This is a genomic window from Arthrobacter gyeryongensis, from assembly GCF_039543785.1.
In the GTDB taxonomy this organism is placed as follows: domain Bacteria; phylum Actinomycetota; class Actinomycetes; order Actinomycetales; family Micrococcaceae; genus Arthrobacter; species Arthrobacter gyeryongensis.
Window position 1 is genome coordinate 114839 of record NZ_BAABKK010000038.1, and the last position, 16174, is coordinate 131012.

The 16174-nt window shown below is 61.0% G+C and carries 15 protein-coding genes; 6 read left to right on the top strand and 9 right to left on the bottom strand.

Annotated elements, in window-relative coordinates:
- Window positions 1-262: 262 nt before the first annotated feature.
- The 9 genes from ABEA18_RS23345 to ABEA18_RS23385 all read right to left on the bottom strand — a co-directional run bounded on the left by ABEA18_RS23345 (window position 263) and on the right by ABEA18_RS23385 (window position 9344).
- Window positions 263-691 (bottom strand): YybH family protein, encoded by a 429-nt coding sequence (locus tag ABEA18_RS23345; protein WP_345453409.1) that lies wholly within the window; start codon window positions 689-691, stop codon window positions 263-265.
- A 97-nt stretch (window positions 692-788) separates the two neighbouring features.
- Entirely contained in the window at window positions 789-1784 is a 996-nt protein-coding gene (locus ABEA18_RS23350) for a sugar kinase (protein ID WP_345453412.1), read from the bottom strand.
- Window positions 1781-2392 carry a bifunctional 4-hydroxy-2-oxoglutarate aldolase/2-dehydro-3-deoxy-phosphogluconate aldolase gene (locus ABEA18_RS23355; protein WP_345453415.1) on the bottom strand — a complete coding sequence of 204 codons (612 nt, stop codon included), beginning with the start codon at window positions 2390-2392 and terminating at the stop codon, window positions 1781-1783. The genes ABEA18_RS23350 and ABEA18_RS23355 overlap by 4 nt, the downstream gene beginning before the upstream one ends.
- A 163-nt stretch (window positions 2393-2555) precedes the next feature.
- Entirely contained in the window at window positions 2556-3281 is a 726-nt protein-coding gene (locus tag ABEA18_RS23360; RefSeq protein WP_345453417.1) for a FadR/GntR family transcriptional regulator, read from the bottom strand.
- A 185-nt stretch (window positions 3282-3466) separates the two neighbouring features.
- Window positions 3467-4624: a sugar ABC transporter substrate-binding protein gene (locus ABEA18_RS23365; RefSeq protein ID WP_345453420.1), complete on the bottom strand. Its 1158-nt coding sequence runs from the start codon at window positions 4622-4624 to the stop codon at window positions 3467-3469.
- Window positions 4625-4732: 108 nt separating this feature from the next.
- Window positions 4733-5800 carry an ABC transporter permease gene (locus tag ABEA18_RS23370; RefSeq protein WP_345453423.1) on the bottom strand — a complete coding sequence of 356 codons (1068 nt, stop codon included), beginning with the start codon at window positions 5798-5800 and terminating at the stop codon, window positions 4733-4735.
- Between the two features lie 8 nt (window positions 5801-5808).
- Window positions 5809-6816, bottom strand: a complete 1008-nt coding sequence (locus ABEA18_RS23375) for an ABC transporter permease (protein WP_345453429.1) — start codon at window positions 6814-6816, stop codon at window positions 5809-5811.
- Window positions 6813-8423: a sugar ABC transporter ATP-binding protein gene (locus ABEA18_RS23380; RefSeq protein WP_345453431.1), complete on the bottom strand. Its 1611-nt coding sequence runs from the start codon at window positions 8421-8423 to the stop codon at window positions 6813-6815. Before ABEA18_RS23380 ends, ABEA18_RS23375 begins: the two co-directional genes overlap by 4 nt.
- Window positions 8424-8639: 216 nt before the next feature.
- Window positions 8640-9344, bottom strand: coding sequence for a cysteine hydrolase family protein (locus ABEA18_RS23385; RefSeq protein WP_345453434.1), 705 nt, complete (start codon window positions 9342-9344; stop codon window positions 8640-8642).
- Between the two features lie 404 nt (window positions 9345-9748).
- Here ABEA18_RS23385 and ABEA18_RS23390 point away from each other — a divergent pair, with 404 nt between their 5' ends.
- The 6 genes from ABEA18_RS23390 to ABEA18_RS23415 all read left to right on the top strand — a co-directional run bounded on the left by ABEA18_RS23390 (window position 9749) and on the right by ABEA18_RS23415 (window position 16158).
- Window positions 9749-10750, top strand: coding sequence for a dihydroxyacetone kinase subunit DhaK (locus ABEA18_RS23390; protein WP_345453437.1), 1002 nt, complete (start codon window positions 9749-9751; stop codon window positions 10748-10750).
- A gap of 14 nt (window positions 10751-10764) precedes the next feature.
- A complete protein-coding gene (gene dhaL, locus ABEA18_RS23395; protein WP_345453440.1) occupies window positions 10765-11397 on the top strand; it encodes a dihydroxyacetone kinase subunit DhaL in 633 nt (210 codons plus the stop codon).
- A gap of 322 nt (window positions 11398-11719) precedes the next feature.
- Complete coding sequence (locus ABEA18_RS23400; protein WP_345453443.1) at window positions 11720-12337, top strand: type 1 glutamine amidotransferase domain-containing protein; 618 nt, start codon at window positions 11720-11722, stop codon at window positions 12335-12337.
- Window positions 12338-12517: 180 nt separating this feature from the next.
- On the top strand, window positions 12518-14188 hold the full coding sequence (locus ABEA18_RS23405; protein ID WP_345453446.1) for a GMC family oxidoreductase: 1671 nt from the start codon (window positions 12518-12520) through the stop codon (window positions 14186-14188).
- A 19-nt stretch (window positions 14189-14207) separates the two neighbouring features.
- The gene (locus ABEA18_RS23410; protein WP_345453449.1) at window positions 14208-14921 is read left to right on the top strand and encodes a gluconate 2-dehydrogenase subunit 3 family protein; all 714 of its coding nucleotides are present in this window, start codon (window positions 14208-14210) and stop codon (window positions 14919-14921) included.
- A 91-nt stretch (window positions 14922-15012) separates the two neighbouring features.
- Window positions 15013-16158 carry a mandelate racemase/muconate lactonizing enzyme family protein gene (locus ABEA18_RS23415; RefSeq protein ID WP_345453452.1) on the top strand — a complete coding sequence of 382 codons (1146 nt, stop codon included), beginning with the start codon at window positions 15013-15015 and terminating at the stop codon, window positions 16156-16158.
- The last annotated feature ends 16 nt before the right edge of the window (window positions 16159-16174 follow it).

A 16174-nucleotide genomic window follows, 5' to 3' on the forward strand; every position in this document is an offset into this window, starting at 1 on the left:
TGGCACATCTGACGTCAGCCTCGGGTGTAGTTCAACCGGATATCCGGGTCCGCCGCACTACGCCTGTTCTCGGTGTCTGAAGTTTGCACATCATGCCGGAGGGTTATGAGGCGGGTTCGTGAGACGCCGTCTTGCAAAGCGCAAATTTGGATGCGTCGTGCAAAAACGACGTAACGCTGACTATCAGATAGGACTGTCTCATTTCTCATTACCATGCCTCGGCAGTGGCTTCTGAAATAATCGCGTGCTCGGACGTGTTCTCTTAGTCATCATCCGCTCCGAAGGGATTCATCACGGCCGACATCGTTGCCTCCCCGGACGGCTTACCTCGGGAGATCGAAGAGACATGGTACTGGGCGATGAGCCATCTATTCTCTGCTCTGCGCAGTACGAGGGATAGTTGCACCGGTACCTTATGTCGGTCCGGGTAGGTGAAGCTGACCGTAGCGAATCCGCAGACAACGTTCTGAGTCAGCTGGCGCGTCTGGATTATATGAAAGCTGGTCGTGATGCCTGGGGACAGTGCGTCGTAGTACCCGAAGATGTCCTCGCGCCCCGTAAGCAGAGCCGGGGTGAGGCCTTGGAAGAGCGCATCAAGGGAAAAGAGTTCGACCATGTCTTCGGGCCGGTGACTGTTGAAGGCGAGCTTCCAGGCAGTCAGCGTTTCTGCCAAGACGCGGGTAGGTGGCATGGCTGGTGAAGTACTGATTTTTCTCCTTTCGAGGCGCTCACACAGGTCCTGTACGGTGCCTCAAGCCCTTTCATGCTCACAGTACCGACGTGCTGCGTCATCGGGAGACGGGTTCTGTCGAGTCCAGGAGGTCCAGTTCGATACGCCGGGGCATGCCTTCCCAATCTCCGGGAACCAAGCAGGCGAACGCGCCCGTGCGGACAGCGGTCAGCAGGCGTTGAGGAACGTCCTTGTCGTTGAGCATTTCGGCGATGTAGCCGGCGACGAAGGCGTCTCCTGCTCCGACAGTGTCCACCGCCCGGATAGGAACGGCAGCCTGAGTATGGGGTGTGCCGTCCACGACGGCGATGCATCCGTCGGCGCCGAGTTTGATGACGGCTTGCGGCGCGCCCAGTTCGTTCATCCGCCGAGCGAGATCTGTCGGGTCCTGGGCTTCGCCGACTGCCATGGCCGCTTCCGCATCGCCGGCGAAGACGACGTCCGTCCGGGGTATGATCCGGCGGTAGAGTTCTCCTGCTTCTTCGGGTGACCAGAGTGCGGCCCGATAGTTCAGGTCGAAGGAGACCATGGTCCCGGCCTCCTTCGCACAGTCGAGGGCGTAGCTGACCGCGTCCGCTGCGCTTGCGGATAGCGCCGGGGTGATGCCGGTTATGTGCAGCAGTTTGGCTTGGGCGATCTGCTCCGCTGGGACGTCCTCCCGGCACAGCCGGGATCCGGCGCTGCCTCTACGGTAGTACCAAACCTTTACCGCCTCAGCTGTTCTACGTTCTTTAATCATGAGCCCGGTGGGAGCTGTCTCGTCACGGGAAGCGAATGTGTTGATGGCTTCTGCTGCCAGTTCACGCAGCACCATTTCTCCCAGGCTGTCGGCTCCGACCCTGCCTGCCCATGTCACGGAAGTGCCGAGCCTGCGTAGGGCTATCGCGAAGTTGCTCTCGGCACCCCCCATACCCAGGCTTAGTGAAGCGACGTGGGCAAGGGGCCCGGGCGTCTCGGCCTTCATCAGCGCCATGGTTTCGCCCATGGTCACGACGTCGGTGACAGTGTAGGAGGTGAGAGCAGGGGTATCAGCTTCGGAATCCACAATGATCACCGGTTTGTGCCTTTACGGTCCTCAGTCGCCGCAGCTACCAGTTCGGTCACGCGTCGTGCCCTTTCTGTGAGTTGGGCAAGGCTGCCGCCGTCGAAGGCGTCACCCACCAGTGGGCCGCCAAGGCTGACGGCGAGGGCGCCGGCCGAAATCCACCGAGGTGCGTCCCCGATGGTGACTCCGCCACTGGGTATGAGCTGCATCTGGGGGAATGGGCCGTGGAGTTGACCGATGTAATCCGGCCCCACGGTGGAAGCGGGGAAGACCTTGACGGCTGCCGCGCCCGCGCTCCATCCCGCGTGCAGTTCGGTCGGGGTCAGTCCGCCGGGGACTATGGGAATTCCATGCGCCACAGCGGTATGGACGATGTCAAGGTTCGTTGTCGGCGTCACCAGGAACTGGGCCCCGACGTCGAGGGCGCGTTCGGCCTGTTCTGTGGTGGTGACAGTGCCGATGCCTATTTCTGCAGTGTTTCCGAATGCTGCCCTAATCTCCGCCAGATGATCGAACACGCCCCCGGTGGTGAGCGTGAGCTCGATGAACCGGACGCCACCGGCGACCAGGCTCTCGATCACGGGCAGATATTCGCGTGCGTGGGTGGTGCGCAGCACCGCTATCACCTGACCGCCGAGTGGAAGCGTCGGGTGTGGGGGAGAAGATGCGACCATTCGCGTTGTCCGTTCGTCCATGATGAGTCGGGTTCCGCGGAAAATCCCCAAGGATTGGGGTGTTTATCCTGCCGCGACCAACTATGGAGCGGCGTTAGAGACCGAGTTAGGTTTGGCTGGCTACCGGTTGTGCCAGGTTTTTGGCGATGTCCCTTTCGACGTCGCGAATGTGAGCCACGGCGGCATCTCGCGCCTCGCGAACACGGCCGGCGACGATGGCGTCGACAATTCTGCCGTGTCCTGCGTGGGAGTCTTCGCGACGCCCTGGCAGGGAAATCACCCGGTGGGAGTATTTGAGCAGCATCGGCTCCAGGCTGCCGTAGATGGTTGCCAGCAACTCGTTCTTCGAAGCCTTCGCGATTGTTTGGTGGAGCTTTATGTCCAGCTGCACGAATTCCTCGTCGGAGAGATCCGGATCCGAGCATGTTTCCATGATGCTCTGAAGTGCGGCTGTAGTGGCTGGTGTGATTCTTTGCGCCGCCCAACCGGCCGCATCGCGTTCGATCATGCGCCGCACCTCAAACAGTTCGGGCACGGTGAAATCTTCGAACACGAGCAAGTCTGAATGGCCGTGGGCACCGACGGTATTGCTGACCACGAAGACGCCGACGCCATGACTGCTGCTCACCAGGCCGCTTGCCTCGATGCCCCGGATTGCTTCGCGCATCGAACTGCGGCTTACTCCGAATTCGTCCGCGAGGACGCGCTCGGCAGGAAGCTTCTCACCCACAGCGTAGGCACCGTTGGTGATCAGTTGCGTCAGCTGGGCAGCGACGGAGTCGGAAACTCTCAGCCGCGCCACACGCTCGATCCTGCTTGTAGATTCGGTCATTATCCCTCTTTCGCCAACCGAAGATGCTCGGTAACTCCCATGATACTGGTCCGGTGGCCTGAACACCGGCCAATTCGCCACAAAAGACCGGGCGCAGCGGTGAAAGAGCAGATCTTTCCCTGCTGATGGCCACAGGAGGGAGGTGCTGCACGCCTTTTGAATTCCTATTCCGGTGGAGCGTCGGTTCAGTATTTTTTCTTCGGGGCCATGATGCCGTTGATGTATGCGGCATAGGCTTCGACGGTGTCCTTGGTCACCAGATGCGTTGTGATGTTGGAGATCTTGGGGACATAGTTATTCAGGACGACGGATTGGAAGGCGGTGTCGATCATTCTGATTGCGTTGTCGACGGAATTGACGTCCACTGTGGCCGTCAGCTTGCCGTTCCGGATAGCGTCCATGCCCGAGAGCAGGCCATCCGCACCCACGATCACGATGCCTTGGGATCCGTCCCACTGTTTCAGTCCTGCAGCGTCGACGGCCTGTGAGGCGCCGAGGGCCATGTCTTCGTTTTCTCCGTAGATGGCATTGATGTCAGGGTGCCGGGTGAGGAGGTCCTGGGCGGCGGTGAGTCCCTTGTCGCGCAGGTAGCCGCCGTCGGCCGTTCCGACGACCTCGATGCCCGGGTTTTCGGACATGGCCTGGTTGAAGCCGATCAGCCGTGCTTTGGTCCAGTCGGAGCCGGCGGGACCCATGATCTGAACGATTTTTCCCTTACCTTTAAGCGTATCCGCGATATACTTTCCGGCCACGTAGCCGGACTGGGTGCGGTTGTCGTAGCCGATGTTGGAGACGGTGTTGATCTGATCTACCGGATAGAGTTCGACGGGCTGGTTGAATTGGAAGATCTTGGTGCCGGCGTTCATTGCGTTCTTGTAGACGCCCTGCATGGTGGCGAAGTTGGCGCCCGTGCAGATGAAGACGACGTCGAACTTCCGGCTTGTCCAGGTCTGGACGGTGCTGATCTGTTGTTCAACGGCGTTGAAGTTGCCGGTGGGGGAGGACTTTTCCCACTTCCATTTGACCCCGTAGAGGTCTTCCAGTTGTGCCATCCGCGTAAAGGCGGCGTTTTCCATCTGCGTGTAGTACTCGGAAAGAACGGGGGGCGTGAAGCCGACCTGCAGCGTGCGCCCGTTGACAAGTTTTTTCACGGCGTCTGTGAATTCCGTGCTGCCTTCGGCGCCCGCGCCCGCGCCGCCACCGGCGCCCGCGGTGGAACCGCCGGGAGGGGTTGTGCAGGCGGTGAGAAGACCGAGTGTTCCCATCAGCGCACCTGCTCCGAGAAGGTTGCGGCGGGTGGATCCTGAAGTACCGTTCTCGTTCCGGGTCGGGGTTGTTTCCATGGTATTTCTCCTTTGAAATTCAGGCAGGGGTGCGGTGCGGTTCGGTTGTTTGGCAGGGGAGCGGTCACTATCAGCGGGTAGCCGAGTCCCCGGTTTCGGGTAAGTGGATCAGCTCAAGGCCTGTTTGGGCATCGCCGAGGGGGCCGATTCTTGCTCTTGCTGCGGTGACGGTTCGATTTCCGCCCTGTTCTGACGCTGCTTGAAGTAGGCGGTAATGCGATCAAGTAGTACGGCAAGAAGCAGGATGATTCCGGTGACGACCTGCTGCCATTCGGAGGTGACGCCGGCAATGTTCATTGCGTTTGCGATCAGGGTGATGGTCAGTGCGCCGAGAACGGCGCCGACCATCCGGCCGCGGCCGCCGGTGAGGGCTGCACCACCGATGATTGCGGCGGTAATGGCCAGGATTTCATAGCCTGTCCCCAGAGTCGGGGCGACATTGGTGGCCCGCCCGGCAAGGATTACTCCGGCGAGTCCGGCACACCCACCGCTCACGACATAGGCGAATGTCTTCACCTTCGAGACTGAAATACCCGAGAGCCGGGCCGCATCTGGGCTGCCCCCGATAGCGTACAGGTAGCGTCCGATGACGGATTTGCGAAGCATGAGGGAGACGAGGATGCACAAGATGATGGCAACGATGATCGGGACACTAATGATGCCGCCGAGTTTGACCTGGCCTCCGACGATCCTGTATTCGGCGGTCATGTAGCGGGTGAAGGGCGTCCCCTTGGTCCAGAGGAACAGCACCCCCCGGGCTACACCGAGCATGGCGAGCGTGGCAACAAAATCGGGCAGCCCCAGCTTTGTGATCATTAGTGAATTCAGCAGGCCGCAGACGAGCCCGCAGCCAATGCCTGCTAACAATGCGAGTGGAAAGATAAGCCCCTGATTGATCAGGAAAGCTGCTACGCCGGCCGAGAGGCCCATGACCGAACCAACGGAGAGGTCGATTCCGCGCGCGATGAGCACGATCGTCATGCCGAGGGCGAGAAGCAGCACGAAGACCGCTTGGTTTGCTATGTTTTCCCAGTTTCCGAGGCTGAGGAAAGACGGTGCCACGAAGGTCATCGTGATGATGAACAGGATGAGCAGGGCCACCAGGCCGGATCCAGGCTTGGCGAGGAGCCTTTCGATCCGGTTGCCGAGGGCAGGTGCGTCCAGGGAAGAAGACATGTCGGGCCTCACTGAGCATTCTGGGTTGCGGCCGCTACCGGGGACACCGGGCGGAGCGTGGACTGCAGCCATTTCTGGGCGCCGCGGTCGAAGGCCACCGCGGCAACGATGGCCGCGCCGGTCACGATCGAGAACCAGAGAGGGTCGACCCCGGTCAGTTGCAGACCCCGGCTGAGGATGGATAGGAAGAAGGCTCCGAGGGCAGCGCGCCAGATGCTTCCGCGGCCACCGGCGAGGGCGACCCCGCCCACTACGCACCCGGCAATCGCTGTTAGCTCATAGCCGCCCCCGAGTCCGGGCTGGACGGAGTTGAGGTGGGATGCCAGGAGCACTCCGCCGATGCCGGCAATGATTCCGGAGATGATGAAGACCGAGAACTTGGTCCGGCGCACGCTGACCGCGGCCAAGTACGCCGCGTTCGGGTTGATGCCCACGGCGTAGATCGTGCGTCCGAATGGTGTTTTGATGAGCGCGACCTCCAGGATGAGCAGGATGACTGCTGTGATGAGCACCCCTGTGGGGATCCCGGCGATTTTTCCTCCTGCGAGAGCGAGGAAGGAACTGTCCGCGGTTCCGGTGAGCTGGGTGCGGGCTGTGAAGACCTGTAGCACACCTGCCCCGATGCTCAGAGTCGCCAGCGTGACGATAAAGTCGCTGACGCCCAACCCCGCCACAAATGCCCCGTTCACGAGCCCGAAGATGAGCCCGGTGGCAATACCGGCAAGTACAGCAAGGAGGGTGGGCGCTCCGTTCATGATGGCGAAGAGGGTTGCCGCTGCGCTCAGGCCGATGTTGGAGCCTATGGACAGGTCGATTCCGCCGCTGATAAGTACGAAGGTCAGGCCTGCCGCCAGCAGCACTGCGGAGACGGATTCGACGAAGGTGTTGTAAATATTGTCGGGGCTAAGGAAATACGGAGATGCGATGGCAAAGTAGACGCACATGATCAGGAAGACGATCGAAACGGCGACCCCGTCAATGGCAAATACTCGTGAAGAACGCTGGAAGATACTCATACTGCTACCGCTCCTCGGGTTGCCAGAGAGATGATTCGTTCGCCGAGTTCACTGGTTTCCGACGCTGTTTCGTCACGGCCGGTGCTCTCGAGTTCGCCCACGATGGTTCCTTCGCGCATGACGGCGATACGGTCGGATACGCGGATCAGTTCGGGCAGTTCGGAGCTGATCACGATTGCCGCACCTCCCTGGTCGACGAATTCGTAGATCAGCCGGTAGACCTCGGCTTTGGCGCCGACGTCGATGCCCTGGGTGGGCTCATCAAAAATAATCAGATCGGGTTTTGTGAAGAGGCAGCGTGCGATGACGACCTTCTGCTGGTTCCCGCCACTGAGATTGCGGATTTTCTCTTGCACGGAGCTCGTCTTTACGCCCAGGTCACTGACGTACCTTTTCGCGGTGGCTGTCTCTTGGCGCCCGCGGAGGAATAGGCCGGCAGTTGCGGTCCGTTTCAGATCCGAGATTGTGATGTTCCGTTTGATAGAGAAGTCCCCGAGAATAGCGTGGGTTTTGCGCTCTTCGGGCACGTAGGCGATGCCCTTCTGGCGGGCGTCGCGTGGGGAGCGGATGACCACGGGCCGGGAATGCAGGAAGATGTTTCCTGAGTCCGGGCGGTCGGCGCCCAGGACGGCCATTGCAGTTTCCGTCCGTCCTGCACCGGCGATGCCGGCCAGCCCGAGGATCTCTCCCCTGCGGACAGAGAGGCTGATGTCATGAAGAAGGGGGTGCCGGGTGACTGACTCCAGCCGCAGGACTTCGTCCCGTGCCCCGCTGAAGCCGCGCACCCTTCCTTCCTCGATGATCTCTTCCCGTGCTGCTAGGTTGGAGCGCCCGACCATGAGGCGGACGAGCGATTCGGCTGTCTGTCCGGCAGGGTCTACGGTTGCGACCAGCTGTCCATCGCGGAGCACCGTGATGGTGTCGGCCAGTCCGAAGAGCTCATCGAGACGGTGTGTGACCCAGAGCAGGGAAATCCCCTTCTGGCGTAGCTGGCGCATGTAGCTGAACAGTGTGAGGCGTTCGTGGTCGGCCAAGCCGGATGTTGGTTCATCCAGGATGAGGACCTGTGTCCGGAAGGCCAATGCTTTGATGATCTGCACGACGTGCTGTTTAAGTGCTCCGAGGGCTTCGATCGGGACTCTAATGTCGTGGTCGGTGAGGCCGAACTCGTGCGCGAGTTCAAGGACCCGGGTGCGCATTTCTTTTTCGTCGAGAACGCCGGCGACCCGGTTCCTGCCGGTGATGAGTTCGCGGCCGAGGAAGATGTTCTCCACGGCGGTGAGATTCGGGGCAAGTGACTGTTCCTGGTGGACGGTTGAAATCCCGAGATCCTGAGCGTCCCGCGGCGTCCCGATGGTGACCTCGGAGCCGGCCACCCGGAGTGTTCCGGCCGTAGGGGACACCGTTCCGGAAAGGATGTTAATTAGAGTCGACTTTCCCGCGCCGTTCTCTCCGAGAAGTCCATGAATTTCGCCGGGGCGCAGATCGATGTCGACGTTGGCCAGGGCCACGACGCCGGGGTAGACCTTCCCGACTCCCCGCACGGACACGATGGGCTGATCGCCAGGTCCCGCAGGGGCGCTTTGAAAGTTTTCGTTGTTGTTCATTCCAGGCGACCTCATCGTCGAAATGGTTTCCCTGTGGCACCTTCGGTACCCCGGTAACCCGGTGGTCTGATGACCTAGCCCGAACGTCTTTCCTGCCCGCAACGCGGCCCGGGGACGCCGGCTGTCAATAGTTGGAAAGCAGCTAGGAGCAGCTGCCGAGGGCCTCATCCCGCCGGAGACCGGCGGGACGAGGCCAATGAATCAAAGAGCGAGCACTTAGGCAGCGTCGATGAGTTCGAGGAATTCTTTGCTCGTGCGAACGTCGCCGTGGTTGGCTTGGATGTTCCTCAGCGCCTCCCAGTGCTGGCCATAGCCCAGCGGATCATCCTGCCCCGAGGGGATGGCTGCGCAGGTGTCGGCGAGAGTGATGATCTTGAAGTCCTGGTTGGCTCCGTCGATGGCGGTGGCAATCTGGCAGTTGGCCGTCGAAAGGCCGGCGACGACGAGAGTGTCAGCACCTGCGCGGCGCATGTACTCGGTTAGAGGCGTGCCGTAAAACGACGAGAAACGGTGCTTGCGAATCACTGGCTCGTCGTCGAGCGGTTTGAGCTCATCCACGAGCTCGTCACCGCCGTTGCCCCAGGAACCCGGGAAGTTTCCGAGCTGGCCTTCCAGGCCCCATTTGACGTCGGCGAAGCCGGCGTCCTTGCCATCCCCACGGAGGCCCCACAGTGACCACACGACAGGGATGCCTTTCGCGCGGCAGGCTTCAAGCACGTTCTTGACCGGCTCGATGGTGTCCTTGCCCTCCGGGGCACCCCCGACACTGGGAATGTACATGGCGCCGCCGGGCTCCGCACATGCCTTCTGCATGTCGAGTACGAGCAGCATCGTCTTCTTGGGATCGATGCTCGGAGCAAGGTAGTGCGAACGGTCGATGATCTTGTCGATGTTTTCGTAGGTGTAATCCAGTGAAGACATTTGTTCTCCTTGTTACGGGGCGGCAGCGTCGCCAGCACCCATCGGTTCTCCGCACGGCCGCGGACTTCAAGCCTCGCCGGATCCCTCGCTCCAGCATTTGGAACAGATGGCAGGTGATCCGGTGGTCTGAACACTACGAGATGAGAAAGAGTCCTGTCAATACCCTTCTGTGACTTCCGCCTCAGCCTTCTGACCGTCGTGCGGTTGGGTTCGCGATGCAGCCGCCTAGGCCGCCGGCCTCAGGCCGCCTAGCAATTTTCACGCTCAAATAACTGGGGGATTGACGTGAGCGGGATTCTAAGGAAAACTTTTGGTCAGACCACCCGATCATCGAACCACCTTTGTTGGTGGTGCAACCGCGTGTAATGCTGCGCGGCCCTAACGCCGGAGGTAAGTGGAAGCCAATGAAGAAATTTGTGAATGATCCGTCGGCTGCGGTCGACGACTATGTGGCGGGACTAGTGGGAGCCCATCAGGGGATTCTGGAATGGGATTCCGGGAGTCGGGTGCTTCAGCGCCGGGAACTTCCGCCCCGTCCCAAAGTCGGGCTCGTGGGCGGCGGGGGGTCAGGCTGCGAACCAACACATACGGGTTTCGTCGGTTATGGAATGCTCGATGCGGCCGCGCCGGGGCAGATCTTCACATCCCCGGTCCCGAATCAGATCGTGGCCGCCACCCGCCGCGCCGACTCAGGAAAAGGCGTCCTGCACATCATCAAGAACTTTACGGGTGAAGTGATGAATTTCGGGATGGCCCAGGAAATCTTGTACTTCGAAGACATCCAGGTTGCCCAGGTTGTCGTCAATGATGACGTATCGATCCCGGACGACGGGGAGACTGCCGGCAGGAGGGGCCTCGGGGCCACTGTTCTTGTCGAAAAGATCGCCGGCGCCGCCGCGGAGGAAGGCAGTGGGCTGGACGAAGTGCTGGCCCTGGCACAGCAAGTAGTTTCGCGGTCGGGAACGTTCGCGGTCGGGCTGTCCTCATGCACTCCTCCGGCGCGTGGCAAGCCGGTGTATGAACTTGCCGAAACCGATATGGATCTCGGCATCGGCATCAGCGGAGAGCCCGGGCGTGAACGGGTCCCGATGGTCAACGCTCAGGAAATTGCGCTTCTGATGGTCAACGAGGTCCTGTCCGACCTCGCGCCGGCGGAAGGTGCTGACGTACTCATGTTGGTGAACGGGATGGGAGCTACGCCTCACCATGAACTCTATCTCTTGGCCGGGGAACTGGCTGCGGCTGCAGAGGCGCGCGGTGTCCGTGTTGCGCGTCAACTCGTGGGAAATTTCGTGACATCCCTCGATCAGGCCGGAGCCGCTGTAACCTTCCTTGAGCTCGACCAGGAGCTGACCAGGCTGTGGGATGCTCCGGTCCAAACGGCCGTACTGCGGTGGGGACGATGAGAGTGACGATCGACATGAAGCTGACAAGAACCGACCTGGAACGCTGGATCCTGGATTTTGCAGACCAGATCATGGAACAGCACCTCGTCCTCAGCGATCTGGACGCCGCCAGCGGCGATGCAGATCACGGCTCGAACATGGAACGCGGAATGTCTGCACTGCTCAAGTCCGTCCCCGATTGGGACGGGGCAGCCACTCCGGGGGAGTTCCTGAAGGAGGTGGGCCTGCACATCGTCTCCTCTGTCGGAGGTTCCAGCGGCGCGCTCTACGGAACGATCTTCCTGCGGATGGCCAGAGCTGTGGGTGACGCGCGGACGATCAACGCAGGGCTTCTGTCGGAGGCCTTTGAAGCGGCCGTGCAGGGCGTTGTTGACCGGGGCAAGGTCAAACAGGGGGACAAGACCATGCTTGACGCACTGGCGCCGTCAGTTCAAGTACTGAGGGCGAAGTTGACAGATGAGAAATCCCTATCCGAGGCGCTGGAGTCGGCTGCGACAGCGGCTGAAGCCGGGCGCGACGCGACCTCCGACATGGTGGCCCGCAAGGGAAAATCCAGCTACGCGCGGGAAAACTCCCGGGGGTCCATTGATCCTGGAGCAACGTCCGTTGCCATGCTGATGCGCTCGGCGGCCAGAACCCTCGGTTAAAGCCTTGCCCTGCCGCATCTGGGCTTGTCCCTGTCCCGGCCTTGGCTAGCCAAGGTCCGACACGACCTCGTCATTTGGTTGGCTTTCCCTGCCCGGGGCGGGGCGGTCCTGACGGTATAACCCTTGACACCGAGGGGTAAATGCGGAAGAGTTCAGACCACCTGATAACCGGATGATTGGTCGCAGGGGTCGTCAGTCCGCCGTATGGGCTGCTCTCCGGCAGTTTCTAGGTCTGGTGCGCGTGATCGGGGCGGAGAAGCTGTTCCGTGAGCGGAGCCTTTATTCCCGTAAGAGCTATACACAATGAGAAAGTGAGCCACCCATGAGTTTGCATGGAACCAAGATTGCCCTGCTGATCGAAGATGAGTACCAGATCCTGGAAGGCTGGTACCCGCTGCTCCGCCTGCAGGAGGCCGGAGCGGATGTGCGGGTCATCGGCAGCGGTACGAAGAACAGTTACCACAGCAAGGAGAACTACCCGATGGAGGTCGACGCGGCCGCGGCCGACGTCAGCGCCTCTGACTTCGACGCCGTTGTCGTCCCGGGCGGCTTCGCCCCCGACAACATGCGCCTTCACCCTGAAATGATCGGCCTCGTCCGGGACATGAATGAGGCAGGCAAGCTCGTCACCGCTATCTGCCACGGCGGATGGGTCCTGGTATCCGCCGGTGTGCTCAAGGGCAAGAACGCCACCGGCTACCTGCCGATCAAGGACGACGTGGAAAACGCGGGCGGCACCTGGGTCGATGAAGCGGTTGTCGTGGACGGGAACGTCATCACCTCCAGGACCCCGGTCGATCTTCCCGACTTCACCCGCGCGATCATCGCGCACCTCGAAGGCCGCCCGACCGACACCGAACACGCCACACACAACCGTGCCACGGACCTAACCGGTGACCCGGCCGGCACGCGCTACGAGACCGGGGCGTCCGTCTCCTAGCGAGCGGTCATCCCGCGGGCAGACCAACGGTAGTGCTGGCCGCGGGATTAGTGCGGTCGGGCCGCGTCCGGCGACTTCGGCGGTGCGCGGCCCAACGGCACGGCCACGGTTCCTTAGAGGGTACCGAAAGACAGAAGGACGGACGGCACGGGTGCCGTCATTGAACTTAGGAGAATCTCAGTGGCTACAACGAAGAAGCCTGAAGCTGTTGACGTCGTCGTCGTCGGGCTGGGCGCCAATGGCGGTACAGCGGCGAAAGTCTTGAGCGAGGCAGGGCTGAAGGTTATTGGTTTTGACCGTGGCCCCTGGCTTCGCGCCCATGAACACTACTCCGGAGACGAGCTGAAGTTCGTCAATCGCAACTACATGTGGCCTGACCCTACGCTTTTCCCGCGAACCCTGAGATATGCGGAGGACGAAGTGGCGCAGCCATTCTCGTTCTCCCCGACCCCCCAGATGGTCGGCGGCGGAACGAACCATTGGGCCGGCTGGGTCCCCAGGCCTCGGGAATCCGACTTCATGTTGCGCTCCCTCCATGGCGACGTCGACGGCATGAACCTGGCCGACTGGCCGTTCCGGTACGAGCACCTGGAGCCATACCTGACGAAAGTCGAATGGGCCTTCGGGGTCTCAGGTATCGCCGGGGCCGATAAGTACGAGCCCTACCGTTCCAAGGGCTACCCAAGCCCTCCCCTGCGTCCCACCCGCTATGGAAAACGCTTCTACGACGCCTGCAACAAGATGGGCATCAACGCATTCCCCATCCCGCATGCGATGGTCACCAATGACCACAACGGCCGTGACCCGTTCAACAAGACCAGCTTCTGGAACCAGTATGGCGACCCCTCCGGCGCCCGCTCCAACGTCCTGACCACCTTCATCCCGGACGCGTTGGCCACAGGCAACTTTGAGGTCCGCGCTGAGAGCTTCGTCCGCGAAGTGAAGATCGGCAAAGACGGGAAAGCCACGGGCGTCCTCTATGTGGACCCGGACGGCAACGAGGTCGAGCAGGACGCCAGGGTTGTCATCCTTGCCCTGGGTGCCATTGAATCGGCGCGTCTGATGTTGCTCTCCCGCTCTTCGCAGTTCCCGGACGGGCTGGGGAACAGTTCCGGGCTCGTGGGCAAGAACGCCACGTTCCACGAATACCTGTTCGCCGTCGGTCTGTTCGACAACGAGCTCGATGAACCGTTGAACGGCTTCACCGGCAACTACATATCCGGCGGATCGCTCGAATTTTACGAAACAGATGAAAACCGCGGACACATCGGCGGCTGCATCATTTCCGCGTCCCAGACCTGCCATCCGGTCAACTGGGTCTTCCCCGGCCGCCCCACCTGGGGTGATGCCCTCAAGGACGCGGATCGAAACTACTTCAACTACGCCATGAAGATCGGTCTGATCCTTCACGACATGCCCGTGGAATCGAACCGGGTTGACCTGGACCCGACCGTCAAGGATGCCTGGGGGCTTCCGGTGGCCCGTATCACCCACCGGCCCCACGCAAACGACATCGCCATGGGTAAATGGCAGGTAGACAAGAACGCCGAAATTCTAGAAGCCGCCGGTGCCCGCAAGACGGTCCCGGTCTACCTGGACAAGATGACCGGCAATACGTGCCACCAGCACGGCACGGCCCGCATGGGCACGGACCCGTCCAAGAGTGTGCTCAACGAATGGGGCCAGTCCCACGACGTCGAAAACCTGTTCGTTGTTGACGGTTCCGGCTTCCCGACCGCCACCGGCGTGAACCCCACCCTCACCATGATGGCCAACGCCTGGCGCTGCTCGGACTACATCGCCACCACCTACTCCAAGGGCAGGGCCGAACGGCTCGCCCAGCCGGCCTGAAGGAAAGGGACATGCTGAAATGACACTGAAATCAGAATGGGAAATCGTCGGCGAACCCGTGGACCCGGATTCCACGGAGCGGTACTTCTTTACCGACCACGAATGGAACACTGTCGAAGCGGCAACCGCACGCATCATGCCCACGGACCAGGATCCGGGGGCCAAGGAAGCACGGGTCGTCGTCTTCATCGACCGGTATGTGTCAGGAATCGACTACATTTTCGCGGCGGCTGACGGTTCAGGCTTTCTGAAGCTCTCAGGCAAACACGCCGACGCGTGGCGTGGCCGGCAATACAAGATGCAGGACCTCTACCGCGAAGGCGTCAAGGTTTTGGACGCGCTTGCCCGCAACGTGGACGGAAAGAACTTCGTCGACCTTGACGAGGAGCAACAGGACCAGGTGCTGATTGCCCTTTCCGGCGCACCGAAGCCGATCAAGGTCACCCTCGGCACAAAGGAACCCGTCACTACTTTCCTCCAGGGCTCCTTCGATGAGAACCTTCCGTTCTTTGACACGCTGTGCCTGCACACCCGTCAGGGCTACTACAGCGACCCCGTTTACGGGGGCAACAAGGACCAGATGGGGTGGAAAACCATCGGGTTCCCCGGTCCGAAGTCGCTCAAGGACACCATGGATGGCACTTATGACACCACCGAGTATTTCTATGACGGCGACTACGACTGGTACGACCTGATCCCGCACCTGAACCAGTCGGTTCCCAAGGATCGCTAACCCTACACATGGACAGCGCGCCCCGGGATTTCTCAGAAGTCTCGGGCCGCGCGTTCCGCAGACCCGCGTCACCCGCGAAAGGACTAAAAGCATGAAAATTACAGAGGTCAAGGCCTTCCCCGTAGGTGTGCCGCTGGATGAGCCTCTTCGCTGGGGCGCGATGGAAGTAAATGTCAAAGGCGGCATCATCGTCCGGGTAAAAACCGACGAAGGCATTGAAGGAATCGGTGAGGCAGGATTCTCAGCAGAATACTTCCCCACCGTGGGTCCCATCATCAACCACCAGCTCGGACCCATGCTCGTGGGCCGTGACCCCCTGGACATTGCGTCCATCTGGCAGGATATGCTCAACGCCACGCACATGTGGGGTCGCCGGGGGATCGAGACCTATGCTCTCAGCGGCATCGACATCGCCCTGTGGGACCTGCTCGGCAAGGCCAGCAACCAGCCTGTCTACCGCCTCCTGGGAGCCTCGAAGTCCAAGGTAAAGGCGTACTACGCGCCGTCGCTGAAGCCGACCGAGGAGATTGTTGAAGAATCCATCGCGGCCGTTGAGCAGGGTTTCTTCGCCATGAAACTGCGCAACGGTCCCAGCCTCAGCAAGGGCGTGGACATGGTTGCCCGGGTCCGCGAGGCCGTCGGTCCTGACATTGACATCATGGTCGATGCGAACATGGCCTTCGACCGCAGGGAGGCGTATACCCTTGCCACGGAACTCGAGCAACTGGGTGTGCTGTGGCTGGAAGAACCCATTCTTTCCCGCAGCCTCACCCAGTACATCGACGATCATTCCTGGCTCTCTGACCGCGTGTCGCTCAAACTCGCCGGCGGCGAGTCACTGCTTACTCGCTACGAGTACCTCGACCTTCTGCGCAAGCGGACCTTTGATGTCCTGCAACCGGACTGCACGAGCGTAGGCGGAATCTCCGAATGCAAGCGGGTGGCCGATATGGCCAGCTCCTGGAACCTGTGGTGTGTCCCCCACATTGCCTGCAGCTCCGGAACCGGGGTGGCTCTGGCCGCAGGGCTTCATATGATTCTGAGCTGCGAAAATGCGCCGATGATCGAATTTGACGCCTACGGAGGCCCGGGCTGGGACGGGCTGCTTGAACAGCCCCTCACAGCCACCGGCGGATATGTTGAAGCACGTGAGGTTCCCGGACTGGGCATCGACTTTGCAGATGGAGCATTGGAAAAATACACGCTAACCGACGCACGGTTCGCCTCGGCTGCGTGAATGACATAAAGCATTG

Bases quoted from the DNA above. Each gene is read 5' to 3' on its own strand.
- ABEA18_RS23390 (WP_345453437.1), top strand. From the start codon at position 9,749: ATGAAGAAATTTGTGAATGATCCGTCGGCTGCGGTCGACGACTATGTG.
- ABEA18_RS23410 (WP_345453449.1), top strand. From the start codon at position 14,208: ATGACACTGAAATCAGAATGGGAAATCGTCGGCGAACCCGTGGACCCG.
- dhaL (WP_345453440.1), top strand. From the start codon at position 10,765: ATGAAGCTGACAAGAACCGACCTGGAACGCTGGATCCTGGATTTTGCA.
- ABEA18_RS23385 (WP_345453434.1), bottom strand. From the start codon at position 9,344: ATGTCTTCACTGGATTACACCTACGAAAACATCGACAAGATCATCGAC.
- ABEA18_RS23345 (WP_345453409.1), bottom strand. From the start codon at position 691: ATGCCACCTACCCGCGTCTTGGCAGAAACGCTGACTGCCTGGAAGCTC.
- ABEA18_RS23375 (WP_345453429.1), bottom strand. From the start codon at position 6,816: ATGAGTATCTTCCAGCGTTCTTCACGAGTATTTGCCATTGACGGGGTC.
- ABEA18_RS23365 (WP_345453420.1), bottom strand. From the start codon at position 4,624: ATGGAAACAACCCCGACCCGGAACGAGAACGGTACTTCAGGATCCACC.
- ABEA18_RS23400 (WP_345453443.1), top strand. From the start codon at position 11,720: ATGAGTTTGCATGGAACCAAGATTGCCCTGCTGATCGAAGATGAGTAC.
- ABEA18_RS23370 (WP_345453423.1), bottom strand. From the start codon at position 5,800: ATGTCTTCTTCCCTGGACGCACCTGCCCTCGGCAACCGGATCGAAAGG.
- ABEA18_RS23415 (WP_345453452.1), top strand. From the start codon at position 15,013: ATGAAAATTACAGAGGTCAAGGCCTTCCCCGTAGGTGTGCCGCTGGAT.
- ABEA18_RS23360 (WP_345453417.1), bottom strand. From the start codon at position 3,281: ATGACCGAATCTACAAGCAGGATCGAGCGTGTGGCGCGGCTGAGAGTT.
- ABEA18_RS23380 (WP_345453431.1), bottom strand. From the start codon at position 8,423: ATGAACAACAACGAAAACTTTCAAAGCGCCCCTGCGGGACCTGGCGAT.